Here is a 14,975-nt window from a genome sequence, read left to right as displayed (position 1 = left end):
TCAGTCCTCCTGCTTACGGGCGATGTCGTGGCGCTCCCGCAGCGTCAACTCCGCCGCGGCCTCCGGGTCGTAGGCGCGGTCAGTCTGCCAGAGATTCGGGTTCGGCACCCGCACGTCGTAGTAGCGGTGGTGCACCGCGTGCAACGCCGCCCACCCCACACTGCCGTTGAGCCACGACCAGTCCGCGAACACCGGACGGCCCGCCCGCTCCTCCTGCGCGCAGAACTTCATGAACAGCTCCGACTCGGTGTGCGGATCCGACACCCGCACCCCGGCCAGCCGGAACGAGTGCAGCACCGCCTGGTTGATGACCAGCACCGCGTGCTCCCGCCACAGGGTGTCCTCCCGGCTGGTGTCCAACCCCAACGCCGTCGCCACCACCCGCAACTGGTCGTACCGGGCCGTGTCACCCATGTTCCGGGTGCCGATCTCGTCACCCAGGTAGTGACCGTTGAACGGCGCGCAGCTGTAGTCCACCCCACCGATGCGCATCCGCATGTTGCTGATCACCGGCAGCGCGTGCCAGCGCAGCATCAGATCGGCGAACCACGGGTGGTCCGGGTGCGACAACGCCACCTCCCGCACCAGCTCCCGCGGCACCGGCACCACCGTCGGGTCCTCCGCCGCCGTCTCGATCACCCACGGCAGCAGGTCGAAGCGGCCCAGCACCGGCGGCGGCCGCCAACCCAGCCGAAGCGCCGCCTCCGTCATCGCCACCTGCGCCGGGTCACCCAGCACCGACCCGTCCGCCCGCCGGTGCCCGCAGTAACGGATCAACTGGTCGTTCCAGATCCGCGCCCGCGGCCCGACCCCCGGCCGGTCCGGCGCGAACACCGTCATCACCGACTGGATCCGCCCACCGTTGTCCCCGGTGGCCAGGTGCGCCGCCAACTCCCGGGCGATGCCCCGCACCGTCGTCACGTTGCGCCGGTCACGGACCTTCAACCCGGCCCACCGGACCCGACCCACACACCGCACCGAGTGCCGCCACGCCACCTTCGCCCCGTACACCAACTCCTCACGGGTGTGCCGGTACGACCCGGTCAGCGCGATCTCCTCGCGCACCTGCGCCAACCGCTCCGCCAGACCCGGCCGGTTGCGCTCGGTGTGGAACAACCGCAGGAAATCCTGCGCCTCCGCCTCGACGTCCGCCGCCGCCCCGACCGGCGCCTCGTCCGCCGGCTCTACCACCGACACCGAACCGGTCACCGGACAGGCCATTGCGGACGGAGCTGCGACAGCGGTGCCGGCGGGACGCCGGCCGACATGGTGGTCAGTGTGCACTTCGGCTCGTATCCCCGTCCTCCGGACGGCGCGACACGCGCCGTTCCACCTCGCACCACCGTTACTCAGAGTGATGCTTTGTTCCCCGTGGTGATCACCGGGAACAGGGTGCCTGGCGGCACGGGAAACTGTCAACAACACGACCGCCCGCAAACCCTCCACAAGCGACATACCGGGCCGGGACCGTCACCCGGACACGAAAACGCCGCGGCCCACCCGGACCGCGGCGCCACCAAACCCGAGATCAGCCCGCCCGACGCCGCGCCCGCCGCGCCGCCAACTCGTCACCCACCGACTCCACCGGCGCGGCCGACTCCGCCCCACCGGCCGCCGCCGGCTCCGCCGGCAGATGCGACAACGAACCCTGGATCTCCTTGAACGCGCCACCGATCGCGATGCCGAACACGCCCTGGCCGCCCTGCAACAGGTCGACCACCTCCTCCGGCGACCGGCACTCATACACCGTCGTCCCGTCCGAGATCAACGTGATGCCCGCCAGATCCTCCACCCCACGCGACCGCAACGCCTCGATCGCCTTACGGATGTTCTGCAACGACACCCCGGCATCCAGCAACCGCTTCACGACCTTCAACACCACCAGGTCGCGGAACGAATACAACCGCTGCGTCCCCGAACCCGAGGCGTCCCGGACACTCGGCACCACCAACGCCGTCCGCGCCCAGTAGTCCAACTGCCGGTAGCTGATCCCCACCGCGTGGCACGCCGTCACACCCCGGTAACCCACCGAATCGTCACCCTCGGTAACCGACCCCGGTGAGACCACTCCCGCGTCCCGCTGCTGCGCACCCGGCTCGGCATCTCGCGGCTCATGCATCCGGACCACCTCCCCGCCCGTGCGGTGCCACGCCCCGTCCGAAACGCGCACCCCTCGACACGGCAACCCTATAGCGACATCGAAGAGTTACCACGCAGGAACCGACGCGACACGCCGCACCGCAAAGCGAAGATCACCAACCGCACCGGAACAACACCCACAGTGACGGCCAACCGAAAACCGGCCCGCCCGGACGCGGACCACCGGAATCACCCGGCGAAATCCTCCGGACGCACCTGCTCCAGGAACTCCCGGAACTTCTCCACCTCGTCCTCCTGCTCGTCGGGGATCACGATCCCCGCCTCACCGAGGACCTGCTCGGCACAACGAATCGGCGCACCCACCCGCAACGCCAACGCGATCGAATCACTCGGCCGGGCCGACACCCGCACCCCGTCCCCGATCAACAGGTCGGCGTAGAAGACGTTCTCCTTCAGCTCGGTGATCTCCACCGCCCGCAACGGCGCGTCCAACGCCACCAACACATCCCGAAGAAGATCATGAGTCAACGGCCGGGCCGGCTTGACCCCCTGCTGCTCGTAGGCGATCGCCGTCGCCTCGACCGCGCCGATCCAGATCGGCAGATAGCGGTCCCCCTCGACCTCCCGCAGCAGAACGATCGGCTGGTTGCTGGGCAGCTCCACCCGAACCCCGACCACGCTCAGCTCGCGCACCGCCGCCTCCGTGTCGTTGTCACCTACGCCCGCACCGCGCCCTTCCCTGCACGGTACACGGACCGCGACCCGGCCGTCCCATGCGCCACCTGCACCACGCGTCGCCGGAAAGGGGTTACCCCGGCAAGCCTACGACACGCTTCCCCGCACAGATCTTTCCGCCAGCCACCCACCACGACGGGCGCCGGCACCCACACCGACGCCCGCCCACCACGGGATCACCGACCCAACGTCGACCGCAACCCCACCCGCACCAACGCGGCATGCAACTGCTGCGACAACGCCGCCAACTCCCGCGCCGTCTCCGCCGCCCGAGCCTGCGCCGCCGGATCCGACTGCCGCGCCAACGGCGCCACCAACTGCGCGAACAGACCGACCTCCCGATCCGCCGCCGTCCGGTAACCCCGCAGATGCCGCGGCTCCAACCCGTACGCCGCCAAACCCGCCACCGCCCGCGCGATGATCAACGCATCCCCGTCATACCAACCCGGCGGATCCGACACCACCACCCCGAGCCGCTCCAACTCGACCAACGTCGACTCGGCGATCCCGCTGCGCGCGACCAGATCCACCCGGCCCAGCCGCACCTGCGCCGACTCGACCGGCTGCTCCGGCGCAGCACGCCCCGGCACCTCACCACCGGGACCCACCGCCACCAACGCCGGCCGCTGCCGACCCGACGACGCACCAGCCGCATCCCGATCCGCCAACTGCTCCCGGATCACCCGCAACGGCAGATACTGATCCCGCTGCGCCGCCAGCACGAACCGCAACCGCGACACGTCGTCCCAGCTGTACTTCCGGTAACCCGCCGCCGTCCGCTGCGGCTCCACCAGGCCCTCCGCCTCGAGGAACCGCAACTTCGAAATCGTCACGTCCGGAAAATCCACCCGCAACTGCGCCAACACCTCGCCGATACTCATCAGCGGTTGGGACCGCGCCGCCCCGGGCGGCGTCGAAGCCGCAGGCTCGTTCACCCCCGGCCGGCCTCCTCCTCCGGACGCGGACCGGCGATGAACACCACCCGGAACTTACCGATCTGCACCTCGTCGCCATTGCTCAACGTGGCAGCCTCGACCCGCTCCCGGTTCACGTAGGTGCCGTTCAAGCTCCCCACGTCCCGCACCGTGAACGTGCCACCGTCCCGATGGAACTCCGCGTGCCGCCGCGACACCGTCACATCGTCCAGGAAGATGTCACTGTCCGGATGCCGGCCACTGGTCGTCACATCATGGTCCAACAGGAACCGGGCACCCGCGTTCGGACCACGACGCACCACCAGCAGCGCCATCCCCGGCGGCAACGAACCGGACATCCGGCTCGGCACCACATCGGTGTCCGGCCCCTCCAGCACTTCGTCGAGCGAGCCGAGATTGAGCGTCGAAGTGACGTCGAGCGGGGGGAACTCGTCGCCTGGGCGCGTCATGGGACCACCTCACGGATCAGATCGGTCGGCGTCGGGCGATGGCGGGACTGGCCGCCGGGCAACACCACCACCCGGCGGCTGGCTCCCCCGTGCCACGAAGGCACTTGCACCAACGCTCAACTATTTGGATTCTCGGTCGACTGGGCGAGCCTAGCCAGCACCGAAATGCAGGGCAACCGGACGCGCGGAGTCAACTCCCGCCCCGGCCAGGACAACTCTCAGCTCTCGATGAGCTCACGGTACGCGCCGGCGGACAACAGACCGTCCACCGCCGCCGGATCATCCGGCGTGATCTCCACCAACCAACCCGCACCGTACGGATCAGTGTTGATCACCTCAGGGGTGTCACCGAGCGCCTCGTTGCGCGCCGCCACCGTACCGCTCAACGGCGCGTAGATCTCCGACACCGACTTCGTCGACTCGATCTCACCCAGCGACTCACCCGCCGCCACCACCGCGCCCTCGTCCGGCAACTGGACGTACACGATGTCGCCCAGCGCATCCTGAGCGAAGTGGGTGATACCGACCCGCACCTTGCCGGCGCCGTCACCCACCACCCACTCGTGCTCGGCGGTGTAACGCAGATCCTCAGGAATCACCAGACGCGTCCTTCATCCATCGGTGCACCGGACAACCGGCGCGGCCGCGCCGGTCACGAGACCGGACGGGCGTGTTCCAGCTTCAACGGACCATGCAGCGCCGAAACCTCGACAGTCCCACGATCCTCAACGATCACGTTACCGCCGCCACCCTGAACCGACGCGACCACCCCACCAGGAATGTTGAGCGCCGTGCGCATCGTCGCCGGATCACCGATCACCGTGATCGTAAACGGACCCGACAGCCGGCGCCCGTCCACCACCAGCCCGCCGTTCTCCCCGTCCAGGAAATACGTCGACGCGATGATCCGCGCCGGCGTGCCACCCCCACCGGAGATCTGCATCGCCTCCGCGCCCGCGCCCCGCAACTCCTGCACCGCGTCCAGCACCCGGTTCGCCTCGATCGGCTTCGACCCCGCCTCGAACCGCACCGTCAACCCCGGCCCCCGCGCCGGCAACGTCCCCGCCAGGATGCCCAACTCGTCCGCCCGCCGCGTCGCCTCCTCCAGCGCCGCCTGCCGACCCTGCTCACCCGACCGCAACTGCCGCTGGCTCTCCTCCAACGACGCGATGTCCTGCCGCAGCCGCGCCTCCCGCTGCCCCAGATCCGACAGGATCCGCACCAGGTCCTCCTGCCGGGTCGCCCCCGCGGTCGGATCCGTCGACGTCGTACGCAGCTGCACCACCAGCGTGAACCCGAGCAACGCCAGCAACACACCGATCATCACCGAGGCGCCACTGAGCTGCTGCCGCCAACCGGCCCGCTCCGTGCCCGCCGCCGGCGCCACGTCGCCCTCGCCGCCCTCGTCACCACCGGACGAGCCAGCAACGGAAGACTCCGCCGGATCACCACCCGGCCCGTCCGACTCCGCCGGCGCCAACGGACTCAACTCGTCGGCGTCCGGCGCCTCCGGGCGCGGATCCGGCTCACCCGCCGGCCCCTCCGGCCGCGTCGGCCCCGCCGGCTCCGGCCAGCCGGTCCCGCTGCGCTCGTCCTCGCTCATCCTGCGAACCTACGCCCGGAACAGGTGACGACGGATCGCCGCCACGTTGCCGAAGATACGCACACCCAGCACGACCACCACCCCCGTGGAGAGCTGACCACCCACGCCCAACTGGTCACCCAGATACACGATCAGACCCGCGACCAGCACGTTCGAAATGAACGACACCACGAACTGCTTGTCGTCGAAGATCCGGTCGAGCTTCGCCCGCACCCCGCCGAACACGGCGTCGAGCGCGGCCACCACGGCGATCGGCAGGTACGGCTGCAACGCCACCGGCACCGTGGGGTCCAGATACACCCCGAGGATCACCCCGGCGAGCAACGCCAGCACCGCGATCATCGGCCACCTCCGGAGGGGCTGGAAGACACACCCGGACCGGACGGCCCGGGACCGGCAGACCGACCGGCACCCGACACGGACGGACTCGGACTCACCGACGGCTTGGCGTAGCGTAGCTGCGGCTCCGGAGCGGCCGGCAGGGTGAGGCCCTCCGCCTCCCGAACCCCGAACGACACCCCCGTGGTGGCGGCCACCTCACGCATCAACAACGCCGCCCGACTGTCCCGGAACCGCCGCAACATCGAATCCGGCCCGATCGCCGACACCTCGTACGGGCCGGTCACCGGACGGAAGTCCACCAGGATCGCCTCACCGGCCTGCCGGATCGTCGACGTCGCCGTCAACCGCTGCCCGTTGATCGCCACCGCCTCCGCCCCCGCGCCCCACAGGTCGTTCGCCACCCGCTGCAGATCCGTGTACAACACCTGCGCCGGACCGGCACCCGCGCCGGTCACCGCGTCCTTGTCCTGCGCCGGGTCCGCCAACCGCACCACCACACCGTCGCCGCGCACCCGGCCCAGCCCGGTGCCCGCCTCCAGGTCCCGCAACCGCGCCGCCTGCGAACCACCCAACGCCGCGGCCCGCTGCCGGCTGACCTCCTCGCGCAACTGGTCCGCCCGCTCCGACAACCGGTCGGTCTCCCCCGCCCGCTGCCGGATCTGCTCGACCAGACCCGCGCGGGTCTTGCCGCGCTCCGGCTCCGCCGCCGCGGTCTGCCGGTACGCCACCGCGAACAGGAAACCCAACGCCACCGTCACGACCAGGCTCACCACCCGCACCGAGGCGCCCCGCCAGCCGGGTGCCCGCCCCGGCGGGCGACGCCGGCGGGCCGCCGCCGCGTCCGAATATCCCGGGTCCAACGGGTTGCGGAACAGCTCGGTCAGGAAGTCCGGCGCGTACGCCCGCCCCGCCGGACTCCGCTCCTCCCCGGACGTGCCGCTCACGCCGTCAACCCCCCGGATCGTTGTCGGACCGCCCGCACCAGGCGGCTCGCCTGCACCACGTACATCGCGCCGGCCGCCCAGTAGAGCACCAGCCCCCACCAGGCCAGCCCCCAGCCGATCGCGCCCGCCGCGGTCGCCGCCGCCGGCACCGACGCGGCCAGCAGCAGGATCGGGAACGCCGCCAGCAGCAGGAAGGTCGCGGTCTTGCCGACGTAGTGCACCGGCGGCGGCCCGTAGCCGTAGCGGCGCAGCACCGCCAACGACCCGAGCAGCAGCAGCTCCCGCGCCAGCAGGGCGCCGGTGAACTGCCACGGCACCACCTCGCGGGCGGTGAACGCCAGCAGCGTGGCCAGGATGTAGAGCCGGTCGGCGAGCGGGTCCAGCAGCTCACCGAGGCGGCTGACCTGCCCGAGTCGGCGGGCGATCCAGCCGTCCACCCAGTCGGTGGTGCCGCCGATGGCCAGCACCACCACGGCGGCGACGTCCGCCCGGACGACCAGGAAGAGCCAGAGGAACAGCGGCACGCCCAGCAGCCGGACGAAACTGATCACGTTGGGCAGGGTGAGCACCCGGTCCCGCGCGGCATCCGCCAGCGACGTTGCCTGCTCCTCCCGAGCCGGTCGACGCGACACCGAACCTCCCCTCGCAGCACCCTCCGACGCCCGGCAGTGCCGGGCGCTGCGTGGGACGTGCGCGTAACCGGGCCGGTCGTCCGCCGGCGTCCGCCGCCCTCCCGGGCCCCGGACCCTCCCCGACGGCCCGGCGATTCGGTGATCGCGGACCGGCCAATTGCGTTGCCACTATATCCGGCTCACGTCTGGGCCTCGGTGCCCGTCGTGCTGGTGTCGCGGGCGTGGCGAGTGGCGGTGGTCACCACGCGTAAGGCATCCTAGGACACTAGTGGAGCAGGGTGGGAAGGGTGGCGCCGAGGCCGGTCTCAGGCCGTCCGGGCCGGCGGGTCCGACTCGGAGCCGGCCGCCGTGGTGGTCGCCATCGCCGCCGCCTGGCCGAACGCCAGCAGGGCCAGCAACAGCTCGTGCTGGCCCCGTGCGGGCATCCGGTCCAGCACCGCCTGCACCGCCCGGTGCCGGCGCTCCCTCAGCTCGCGCAGCAGGGCCTCCGCGGCGGCGGTCGGCACCAGCCGCACCTCCCGCCGGTCCCGCGGATCCGCCACCCGGCGCAGCAGCCCGGTCGCCTCCAGCCGGTCGCAGAGCCGGCTGGCCGACGACGGCACCACGTCCAGCAGCTCCGCCAGCCGGTTCACGTTGACGTCCGGCCGGCCGCTGACCAACGAGAGCACCCGCAGCTGGGTCGGCGAGACCGGCACGGAGTGGCGCGACGCCGCGCCCTCCAGCACCCCGAGCAGCGCCTCGGCAGCAGCGTCGATCGCCTCGGCCAGATTCGGCGGTCGCTCCACCCGATGTCCCCTGCGATCGTCCCGCTCTTGTCCTGCCGCGACGGCGGCAATCGGTGTCATCCGCCGTCGTGACCAGCGGAACCGCGCCAGTCCAGACAGACGATCACCGCGTCGTCGCGCAGATCGGCGTCGGCATGGTAGGCATGCAGTTCCCGCATCACCGTACCAACTGCCTCGGTCGCCGGTTGCAGCCGAGTCGACCGCATCGCGCGCGCCATCGCCCGCCCCCCGTACGCCTCCCGGCCCGCCGGCTCGGCGGCGTACACCCCGTCGCTGACCACGAAGAGCCGGTCACCGGGCGCCACCTCGAACTCCTGTGCCGCGTACCGGATCTCGGCGAACATCCCCAGTGGCAGCTGCTGCTCCAGCTCGATCCGGTCGACCGCCCCGGCGCGCAGCCGCAACAGGTGCGGGGAGCCGGCGTCCACGGCCCGCGCCCGGCCGGTGCGGGTGTCCAACTCCAGCAGCAGCGTGGGCACGTGCCGGGCACCGCGGTGCTGGTAGAAGATGGTGTCCGAGGCCAGCTCAGCCTGCTCGGTCAGGCTGCCGCCGGAGCGCCGGGCGTTGCGCATCGCGTTCACCGTGACCGCGGTCAGCAGCGACGCGGCCAGCCCACTGCCCGCACCGTTGAGGACGGTCACGGTCAGCCGGTCGCCGTCGACCGACCAGTCGAAGTGGTCACCGCCCACGGTGTACGCCGGTTCCAGCTGCCCGGCGAGCAGGAACGCCGCGTGCGTGACGCTGCGCCCGGGCAGCAGGTCCCACTGCATCTCGGCGGCCATGGTCAGCCGCTCCCGGCGCCGCACCCGCCGGTACCGGTCGGTCTCCCGGTCCGCCGCGCGCAGCGCCACCGCCAGGTCACCGGCCACGTCGGACGCCCGCTCGACCGTGCCCGCGTCCGGCGTCCGGTCGAGCTCGATCAGCATCACCCCGAGCCGCTCCCCCCAGACGGTCAACGGCAGGTAGAGCCGGCAGCGGCCCCGCTCGTCGGTGTCGGCCACCGGCTGCTGACTGCTGAAGCAGCGCTGGGCCACGGTGTGGCAGGCCAGGAAGCCGGCGTCGGGCAGTTCCGGGTCGAGCACCGGCCACAGCCCGCTGATCCGGTAGTCGGCGATGAACACGTCCGTCCGCGACGCGTCCAACGCGGACCGGACGGCGCGGTCGGCGGCCTCCACCAGCTGGTCGGGTGGAGCCTCGCGGAGAGCGCGCGACACCGGTCCGGGCGCGTGCGGCATGTCGTCCTCCGGGGCAGATTCTTGCATCAGGGCAAGCATCATACGAACCCGGGCTGCGGCCGCCCCACCCGGCGCACCCCGGGTGGCCTGCGCCGGTATCGGCCCGAGGGCCGGGCGCCGGCCGGAATACTGGCACCGGGCGTCCCACGGCCAGGAGGTGTGCGGTGAACTCGGCGAACGGCGCGGCCGTGGTGGTCGGCGTGGACGGGTCCGCGGCGGCACTCCGGGCCGTCCGCCTGGCCGCGGCGGAGGCCGCCCGGCGCGCCCGGCCACTACGGGTGGTGCACGGCTTCATCTGGCCGCTGCTACGGGTGTCGGTCGAGCCGGCCGCCGAGGGGCCGCCCGGGGGCGGGCTGCGCCACCGGGCCGAGGCCCTGGTCGAGGCGGCCGTGGCCGAGGCCGAGGCGGCGGCGCCGGGCCTGCGGGTGACCGGCGAGATCATCGACGGTGAGGCGTCGGCGGCGCTGCTCGGGGAGGCGCCGACCGCGGTCATGATCGTGCTCGGCAGCCGCGGTCTGGGCGGGTTCTCGGCCCTGGTGGTCGGCTCGGTGGCGATCCAGGTGGCCACGTACGCCGAATGTCCGGTGCTGGTGGCGCGCGGCGCGGACCGGGCGGACGGGCCGGTCGTGGTGGGGGTGGACGGCTCCGCGCGCTCGCGCGAGGCCGTCGCCTTCGCGGCCGAGGAGGCCGCGCTGCGCGGCACCGCGCTGCACGCCGTGCACGCCTACCGGCATCCGGCCTCCAGCGGTCCCGGGGACATGCAACCCCTGGTGTACGAGGAGAGCCAGTTGCGCGGCGAGGAGGACCGGGTGCTGGCCGAGGCGCTGGCCGGGCTGGCCGACCGGCACCCGGAGCTGTCGGTCAGCCGGGAGGCGACCCGGGGACGGCCGGTGCGCGTGCTCACCGAGGCGTCCCGGCGGGCGCAGCTGCTGGTCGTCGGCGGCCAGGGCCGCGGTGAGCTGAGCGGGCTGCTGCTCGGCTCGGTGAGCCAGGGGGCGTTGCACCACGCCGACTGCCCGGTGGCGGTGGTGCGCGCACCCGAGTGACCCGGGCACGTTGCGCGCCGGCCAGAACGGGTAGACGCGGTGGGCACGCCACAACGGTGACGACGACCGGAGGAGGCAGCGATGCCAGGACCACGGCCGGGCAGCAACGCCTACGACAAGGAACGGGCGCGACTGCGGGACCTGATCGAGAATTCCGGTCGCGCAGCCGACCAGGAGGCGAATCAGGTCGCCAACCGGATCCTCCAGGAGGATCGGGGCCAGCGTGGGGTGGTCCGTGGGGAACGCACCTACGGCCCCAAGGGCGAACGCGAACCCGGCGACCCGAAGTGAGGGGGCGCCTGCTGGACGGCGCCGTCGCCGGTGCGGTCGGCAGCGTCGCCCTCGACGTGGTCAGCTACCTGGACATGGTGGTGCGGGCCCGGCCGGCGAGCAGCACGCCGCAGGCCAGCGCCGGGCGGCTGGCCGGGCTGGCGGACGTGGACCTGGGGCCCGAGGACCAGGCGGACAACCGCCGCTCGGGCCTCGGGCCACTGCTCGGGTACGGCCTGGGCATCGCCGCGGGCGCCGCGTTCGCCGTCCTCGCCGGTCACCGTCGGCTGCCCACCCCGTTGGCCGTCGCGCTGCTCGGCGGCGGGGTGATGGCCGCCTCGGACGGCTCGATGACCGTGCTCGGGGTGACCGATCCACGCACCTGGCGACGCACCGACTGGGTCGCCGACCTGGTGCCGCACCTGGCGTACGGGATGGCGGCCGCAGCCACCTGGAACCGGCTGCGGCCACCCCGTTGAGCGTCCGCTCAGCCGCGGTCGCTGTCGTCGTCGGCGGTGTCCCCGCCCGGACCGTACGGGGAGGTCTGCCCCTTCGGGACGGGCCGGCCCCGGTCGCCGGTCGAGCGGCCGCCCACCGGATGGCCGGACGGGCCGGGGCCCTTGCTGTCCTGGCTGGTCGCGCCCCTGTCGTTGCGGCGGAACTCCTCCTGCTGCGGTTGCATGAACAGCGTCTCCTTCCCGGTGGGAGCGCGCGGCGGATCCGCCGCGCACCAGCTCGGGTTACCCGCCACCGGGGGACGCATTCGACCGCCGGCCGCCGGGGGTGATCCGGGTCAGGACGGGTACTGCGTCGGCATGGGGGACGACCGCCGGGTGGCCCGGACGCTGTTGACGCGGCAGGGCCGCACGTACGCCGAGGAGGCCGGGATCAGCCTCACCGACCGACCGGCCCCGCTGTACCAGTTGCTGGTGCTGACCACGCTGCTGAGCACCCGGATCCGGGCCTCGGTGGCGGTGGCCGCCGCCCGGGAGCTGTTCGCGGCGGGCTGCCGCACCCCGCAGGCGATGGAGGCGGCGAGCTGGCAGCAGCGGGTCGACGCGCTGGGCCGCGGGCACTACCGCCGCTACGACGAGCGGACCTCGACGATGCTCGGCACCGGGGCCCGGCTCTGCCTGGACCGGTGGCACGGTGACCTGCGCCGGCTGCACCGGGCGGCCGACGGCGAGCCGACCGTGCTGCGCCGGCTGTTGACCGAGTTCCCCGGGATCGGTCCCACCGGCGCGGACATCTTCCTGCGCGAGGTGCAGTCGGTCTGGCCGGACGTGCGCCCGTACGCCGACCGGCGGGCGTTGGCCGGGGCGCGGCGGCTCGGCCTGCCGGCCAACCCGCGCGGCCTGGCCGGCCTGGTGCCCGACGGCGAGTTCGGCCGGCTCGCCTCCGCCCTGGTCCGGGTGGCGCTCGGCGAGGAGTCGGCGGGCGAGGTGAACCGCTCCGCCGCCGCGACCTAGGCCCTGTCCTGTCGATCATGTCGGTGCGAGGCGCGGTCCAGGCGGCGGTCCGGCAAGGCGGCGGTTCGTCCGGATACCGGTGGTGTATCCGGACGAACCGACAACGCCGCCGGTCGCCGTCTGGGCCCGCCGCAGCCCGGCAATGATCGGCAGGACAGGGCCTAGTCGACCGGCTTGTTCCCCGGCTTGGTCAGGTGCCACACCAGCAGCGACGCCAGCAGGGCGAGCACCACCACGCCACCGGAGATCCCCCGCTCGTCGCTGCTGCGGCCGGTGACGGCGAAGTAGATCACCGCGAGGCCGGCGAGCACGGCCAGGACTTTTCGTGTGCCTCGGTCCCTCACGCCCCGGACCGTACGAGCGCACCCGCCGGGCCCGCCGGTTTTTCGGCACCCGTTCACCCGACCGGGTCAGTCGCTCTCCAGGTCGTCCAGCGAGATGGCGTGCGTCATCAGCCAGCGGGCCAGCGCCGCCATGCCGAACAGCCACAGCGGCGCCGACTCCGTCGGCCCGTTCGTGGCGAAGATGGCGAACCGCAGGTCCGGCGCCCGGTACGCCTCGATCCGCCAGCGGTGGTTCTTGTCCCGCCATACCGCCGAAGGATCCATGGCGTCACGGTAGGTGATCGTCCGGGCCGGCGCGGGCGGCTTGCCGGCGACGGCATCACGCCGACGGGCCGGTGACCACCTCGCGGGCGTCGTCGGGCAGCCGGCGGGTAGCGCCGCGCCGGTCCAGCAGCTCCAGCAGCGGCACCGCCACCCGGCGGGTGGTGTCCAGGGCCTGCCGGGCGGCGCTGAGCGTGAACGGCTGCGGCAGCCGGGCCAGCACCCGCACCGCGTCGTCGACCGCCCCGGGCAGCAGCACCACGTTCTCCGCCAGCCGCAGCAGCGCGCCCGCCCGGACCGCCGCGCCGATCTCCCGGGGCCCCAGGCCGAGGTCGGCCAGGCGCTCGGCCTCCGGCGCGCGGAACGGGCGGTCGCCGAACTCGGCGCGTAACCGGGCGACGGCCCGGGACACCGGCTCGGGCAGCGCGTCCACCGCCGCGGCGGTGACCCGGCCGGCGCGCAGCCGCAGCGGCGGGGTGAGCAGCGCCGCCACCAGGGCCCGGTCGGGCAGGTCGAGGCGGTGCCGCAGCGCCTCCACCGGGACGCCGGGCTCCAGCGGGTGCTCGCGGGCGTACCGGCTGACCTCCGCGGTGAGCCGGCCGGCGAGCCGCCGCCAGTGCGTCGGGTCGGCCAGCCAGTCACCGGCCACCGGTGGCGTGCTCACCGGCACGCCCATCCGGGTCAGGTCGCCGGCCCGGACCAGGAGCCGGCGGCGCAGCTCACCGGCCAGGTCGGGGCGGCCGTCCAGCTCCGCGAGGGCCTTCGCGCGGGCGACGGCCGCGCCGCGCCGGGCCAGCGGCGGTGGGGCCACGTCCAGCACGGTCACCCCGCCGGCCACGTGGTGCCGGCCGGGGTCGCGCAGCACCGCCCGGTCGCCGATGAGCAGCGGCAGCGGCCGGGCCAGGCGCAGCCGTACGGTGTCCGGGCCCAGCGGGCGGACCCGGGCCGCGACGGCGGCCGCGCCGACGTGCAGGGTCAGCGTGGCGGGCAGGTCGGCGGCCGGATCGCCGGCGAGCCGCACGTCCAGCAGGTCGGTGCGGTGGAACCGGCCGGGGGTCAGCAGCGCCTCCCCGCGGGCCAGCCGGTCCCGGGACACCCCCCGCAGGTTCACCGCCACCCGGGCCACCGCGGCCACCTCGTCGCGGGCGGTGCCCAGGCAGTGCAGGCCACGGACCCGGACCGGCTCGCCGGTGCCGGCCAGGTCCAACTGGTCGCCGACGCGCAGCCGGCCGCCGCCGAGGGTGCCGGTGACCACCGTGCCGCTGCCCCGGATGGTGAACGCCCGGTCCACCCAGAGCCGCACCGGCGCGTCCCGGGCCGGGTCGGGCAGCCCGGCGACCAGCCGGTCCAGGGCGGCCCGCAGCTCGGGCAGGCCGGCACCGGTGACGCCGCTCACCGCCACCGCCGGCACCTCACCGAGGGAGGTCGCGGCGATCTCCGCGCGGGCCTGGGCCAGCGCCGGCGCCGGGTCGGCCAGGTCGGCGCGGGTCACCACCAGCAGCCCGTGCGCGACACCCAGGGCGTGCAGCGCGGCCAGGTGCTCGGCGGACTGCGGCATCCAGCCCTCGTCCGCGGCGACCACCAGCATCGCGGCCGGCACCGGGCCGACCCCGGCGAGCATGTTCGGCACGAACCGCTCGTGCCCCGGCACGTCGACGAAGGCCACGGTGCCGCCGGAGGGCAGCGCGGTCCAGGCGAAACCGAGGTCGATGGTCATGCCCCGGCGGCGTTCCTCCGCCCACCGGTCCGGTTCCATCCCGGTCAGCGCCCGGACCAGCGTCGACTTGCCGTGGTCGACGTGCCCGGCGGTGGCGACGACCCACAC

General features: G+C 73.4%; 20 protein-coding genes. 4 read left to right on the top strand and 16 right to left on the bottom strand.

Annotated elements, in window-relative coordinates; all coding sequences use genetic code 11:
• The 12 genes from K7640_RS24455 to K7640_RS24400 all read right to left on the bottom strand — a co-directional run bounded on the left by K7640_RS24455 (position 1) and on the right by K7640_RS24400 (position 9,760).
• Positions 1–1,209: a nitric oxide synthase oxygenase gene (locus tag K7640_RS24455; protein WP_374198120.1), complete on the bottom strand. Its 1,209-nt coding sequence runs from the start codon at positions 1,207–1,209 to the stop codon at positions 1–3.
• A 319-nt stretch (positions 1,210–1,528) separates the two neighbouring features.
• Positions 1,529–2,119, bottom strand: a complete 591-nt coding sequence (locus K7640_RS24450) for a MerR family transcriptional regulator (RefSeq protein ID WP_222957240.1) — start codon at positions 2,117–2,119, stop codon at positions 1,529–1,531.
• A gap of 209 nt (positions 2,120–2,328) precedes the next feature.
• Positions 2,329–2,793, bottom strand: coding sequence for a bifunctional nuclease family protein (locus K7640_RS24445; RefSeq protein WP_222957239.1), 465 nt, complete (start codon positions 2,791–2,793; stop codon positions 2,329–2,331).
• 218 nt (positions 2,794–3,011) lie between these two features.
• Entirely contained in the window at positions 3,012–3,716 is a 705-nt protein-coding gene (locus tag K7640_RS24440; RefSeq protein ID WP_222957238.1) for a MerR family transcriptional regulator, read from the bottom strand.
• Positions 3,717–3,766: 50 nt separating this feature from the next.
• Complete coding sequence (locus K7640_RS24435; RefSeq protein ID WP_088962138.1) at positions 3,767–4,219, bottom strand: FHA domain-containing protein; 453 nt, start codon at positions 4,217–4,219, stop codon at positions 3,767–3,769.
• 218 nt (positions 4,220–4,437) lie between these two features.
• Positions 4,438–4,818 carry a glycine cleavage system protein GcvH gene (gene gcvH / locus K7640_RS24430; RefSeq protein WP_222957237.1) on the bottom strand — a complete coding sequence of 127 codons (381 nt, stop codon included), beginning with the start codon at positions 4,816–4,818 and terminating at the stop codon, positions 4,438–4,440.
• A 53-nt stretch (positions 4,819–4,871) separates the two neighbouring features.
• A complete protein-coding gene (locus K7640_RS24425) occupies positions 4,872–5,822 on the bottom strand; it encodes a DUF881 domain-containing protein (protein ID WP_222957236.1) in 951 nt (316 codons plus the stop codon).
• 9 nt (positions 5,823–5,831) lie between these two features.
• Positions 5,832–6,164, bottom strand: coding sequence for a small basic family protein (locus K7640_RS24420; RefSeq protein WP_222957235.1), 333 nt, complete (start codon positions 6,162–6,164; stop codon positions 5,832–5,834).
• The gene (locus K7640_RS24415; protein WP_222957234.1) at positions 6,161–7,108 is read right to left on the bottom strand and encodes a DUF881 domain-containing protein; all 948 of its coding nucleotides are present in this window, start codon (positions 7,106–7,108) and stop codon (positions 6,161–6,163) included. The genes K7640_RS24420 and K7640_RS24415 overlap by 4 nt, the downstream gene beginning before the upstream one ends.
• The gene (locus K7640_RS24410; RefSeq protein WP_222957233.1) at positions 7,105–7,740 is read right to left on the bottom strand and encodes a CDP-alcohol phosphatidyltransferase family protein; all 636 of its coding nucleotides are present in this window, start codon (positions 7,738–7,740) and stop codon (positions 7,105–7,107) included. The genes K7640_RS24415 and K7640_RS24410 overlap by 4 nt, the downstream gene beginning before the upstream one ends.
• Positions 7,741–8,045: 305 nt before the next feature.
• Entirely contained in the window at positions 8,046–8,525 is a 480-nt protein-coding gene (locus tag K7640_RS24405; RefSeq protein WP_222957232.1) for a MarR family winged helix-turn-helix transcriptional regulator, read from the bottom strand.
• Between the two features lie 56 nt (positions 8,526–8,581).
• Positions 8,582–9,760: a PP2C family protein-serine/threonine phosphatase gene (locus K7640_RS24400; RefSeq protein ID WP_222957277.1), complete on the bottom strand. Its 1,179-nt coding sequence runs from the start codon at positions 9,758–9,760 to the stop codon at positions 8,582–8,584.
• Positions 9,761–9,924: 164 nt separating this feature from the next.
• On the opposite strand from K7640_RS24400, the gene K7640_RS24395 reads away from it, so the two are divergent.
• From K7640_RS24395 to K7640_RS24385, 3 genes are all read left to right on the top strand, one after another.
• Positions 9,925–10,806 (top strand): universal stress protein, encoded by an 882-nt coding sequence (locus K7640_RS24395; protein WP_222957231.1) that lies wholly within the window; start codon positions 9,925–9,927, stop codon positions 10,804–10,806.
• Between the two features lie 81 nt (positions 10,807–10,887).
• Complete coding sequence (locus K7640_RS24390; RefSeq protein WP_091609202.1) at positions 10,888–11,097, top strand: phosphatidylethanolamine-binding protein; 210 nt, start codon at positions 10,888–10,890, stop codon at positions 11,095–11,097.
• Entirely contained in the window at positions 11,094–11,555 is a 462-nt protein-coding gene (locus K7640_RS24385) for a hypothetical protein (protein ID WP_222957230.1), read from the top strand. Before K7640_RS24390 ends, K7640_RS24385 begins: the two co-directional genes overlap by 4 nt.
• Before the next feature lie 8 nt (positions 11,556–11,563).
• Here the strand turns inward: K7640_RS24385 and K7640_RS24380 are convergent, their stop codons facing one another.
• Positions 11,564–11,758: a hypothetical protein gene (locus K7640_RS24380; protein ID WP_222957229.1), complete on the bottom strand. Its 195-nt coding sequence runs from the start codon at positions 11,756–11,758 to the stop codon at positions 11,564–11,566.
• Positions 11,759–11,891: 133 nt separating this feature from the next.
• Between K7640_RS24380 and K7640_RS24375 the strand changes: the two genes are divergently transcribed.
• Positions 11,892–12,545, top strand: coding sequence for a hypothetical protein (locus tag K7640_RS24375; RefSeq protein ID WP_222957228.1), 654 nt, complete (start codon positions 11,892–11,894; stop codon positions 12,543–12,545).
• Between the two features lie 161 nt (positions 12,546–12,706).
• On the opposite strand, the gene K7640_RS24370 is transcribed toward K7640_RS24375, so the two are convergent.
• From K7640_RS24370 to selB, 3 genes are all read right to left on the bottom strand, one after another.
• A complete protein-coding gene (locus tag K7640_RS24370) occupies positions 12,707–12,889 on the bottom strand; it encodes a hypothetical protein (protein ID WP_222957279.1) in 183 nt (60 codons plus the stop codon).
• 66 nt (positions 12,890–12,955) lie between these two features.
• Entirely contained in the window at positions 12,956–13,153 is a 198-nt protein-coding gene (locus K7640_RS24365; RefSeq protein ID WP_222957227.1) for a hypothetical protein, read from the bottom strand.
• Positions 13,154–13,208: 55 nt separating this feature from the next.
• Positions 13,209–14,975: a selenocysteine-specific translation elongation factor gene (gene selB / locus K7640_RS24360; RefSeq protein WP_222957226.1), complete on the bottom strand. Its 1,767-nt coding sequence runs from the start codon at positions 14,973–14,975 to the stop codon at positions 13,209–13,211.

This window comes from Micromonospora sp. PLK6-60 (assembly GCF_019890675.1).
Lineage (GTDB): Bacteria > Actinomycetota > Actinomycetes > Mycobacteriales > Micromonosporaceae > Micromonospora.
The sequence above is the reverse complement of the archived record's forward strand: the minus strand, read 5'-3'. Positions and strand labels throughout refer to the sequence as shown.

Bases quoted from the DNA above. Each gene is read 5' to 3' on its own strand.
- K7640_RS24425 (WP_222957236.1), bottom strand. From the start codon at position 5,822: ATGAGCGAGGACGAGCGCAGCGGGACCGGCTGGCCGGAGCCGGCGGGG.
- K7640_RS24400 (WP_222957277.1), bottom strand. From the start codon at position 9,760: ATGCCGCACGCGCCCGGACCGGTGTCGCGCGCTCTCCGCGAGGCTCCA.
- K7640_RS24435 (WP_088962138.1), bottom strand. From the start codon at position 4,219: ATGACGCGCCCAGGCGACGAGTTCCCCCCGCTCGACGTCACTTCGACG.
- K7640_RS24420 (WP_222957235.1), bottom strand. From the start codon at position 6,164: ATGATCGCGGTGCTGGCGTTGCTCGCCGGGGTGATCCTCGGGGTGTAT.
- K7640_RS24450 (WP_222957240.1), bottom strand. From the start codon at position 2,119: ATGCATGAGCCGCGAGATGCCGAGCCGGGTGCGCAGCAGCGGGACGCG.
- K7640_RS24365 (WP_222957227.1), bottom strand. From the start codon at position 13,153: ATGGATCCTTCGGCGGTATGGCGGGACAAGAACCACCGCTGGCGGATC.
- K7640_RS24440 (WP_222957238.1), bottom strand. From the start codon at position 3,716: ATGAGTATCGGCGAGGTGTTGGCGCAGTTGCGGGTGGATTTTCCGGAC.
- K7640_RS24380 (WP_222957229.1), bottom strand. From the start codon at position 11,758: ATGCAACCGCAGCAGGAGGAGTTCCGCCGCAACGACAGGGGCGCGACC.
- K7640_RS24390 (WP_091609202.1), top strand. From the start codon at position 10,888: ATGCCAGGACCACGGCCGGGCAGCAACGCCTACGACAAGGAACGGGCG.
- K7640_RS24375 (WP_222957228.1), top strand. From the start codon at position 11,892: ATGGGGGACGACCGCCGGGTGGCCCGGACGCTGTTGACGCGGCAGGGC.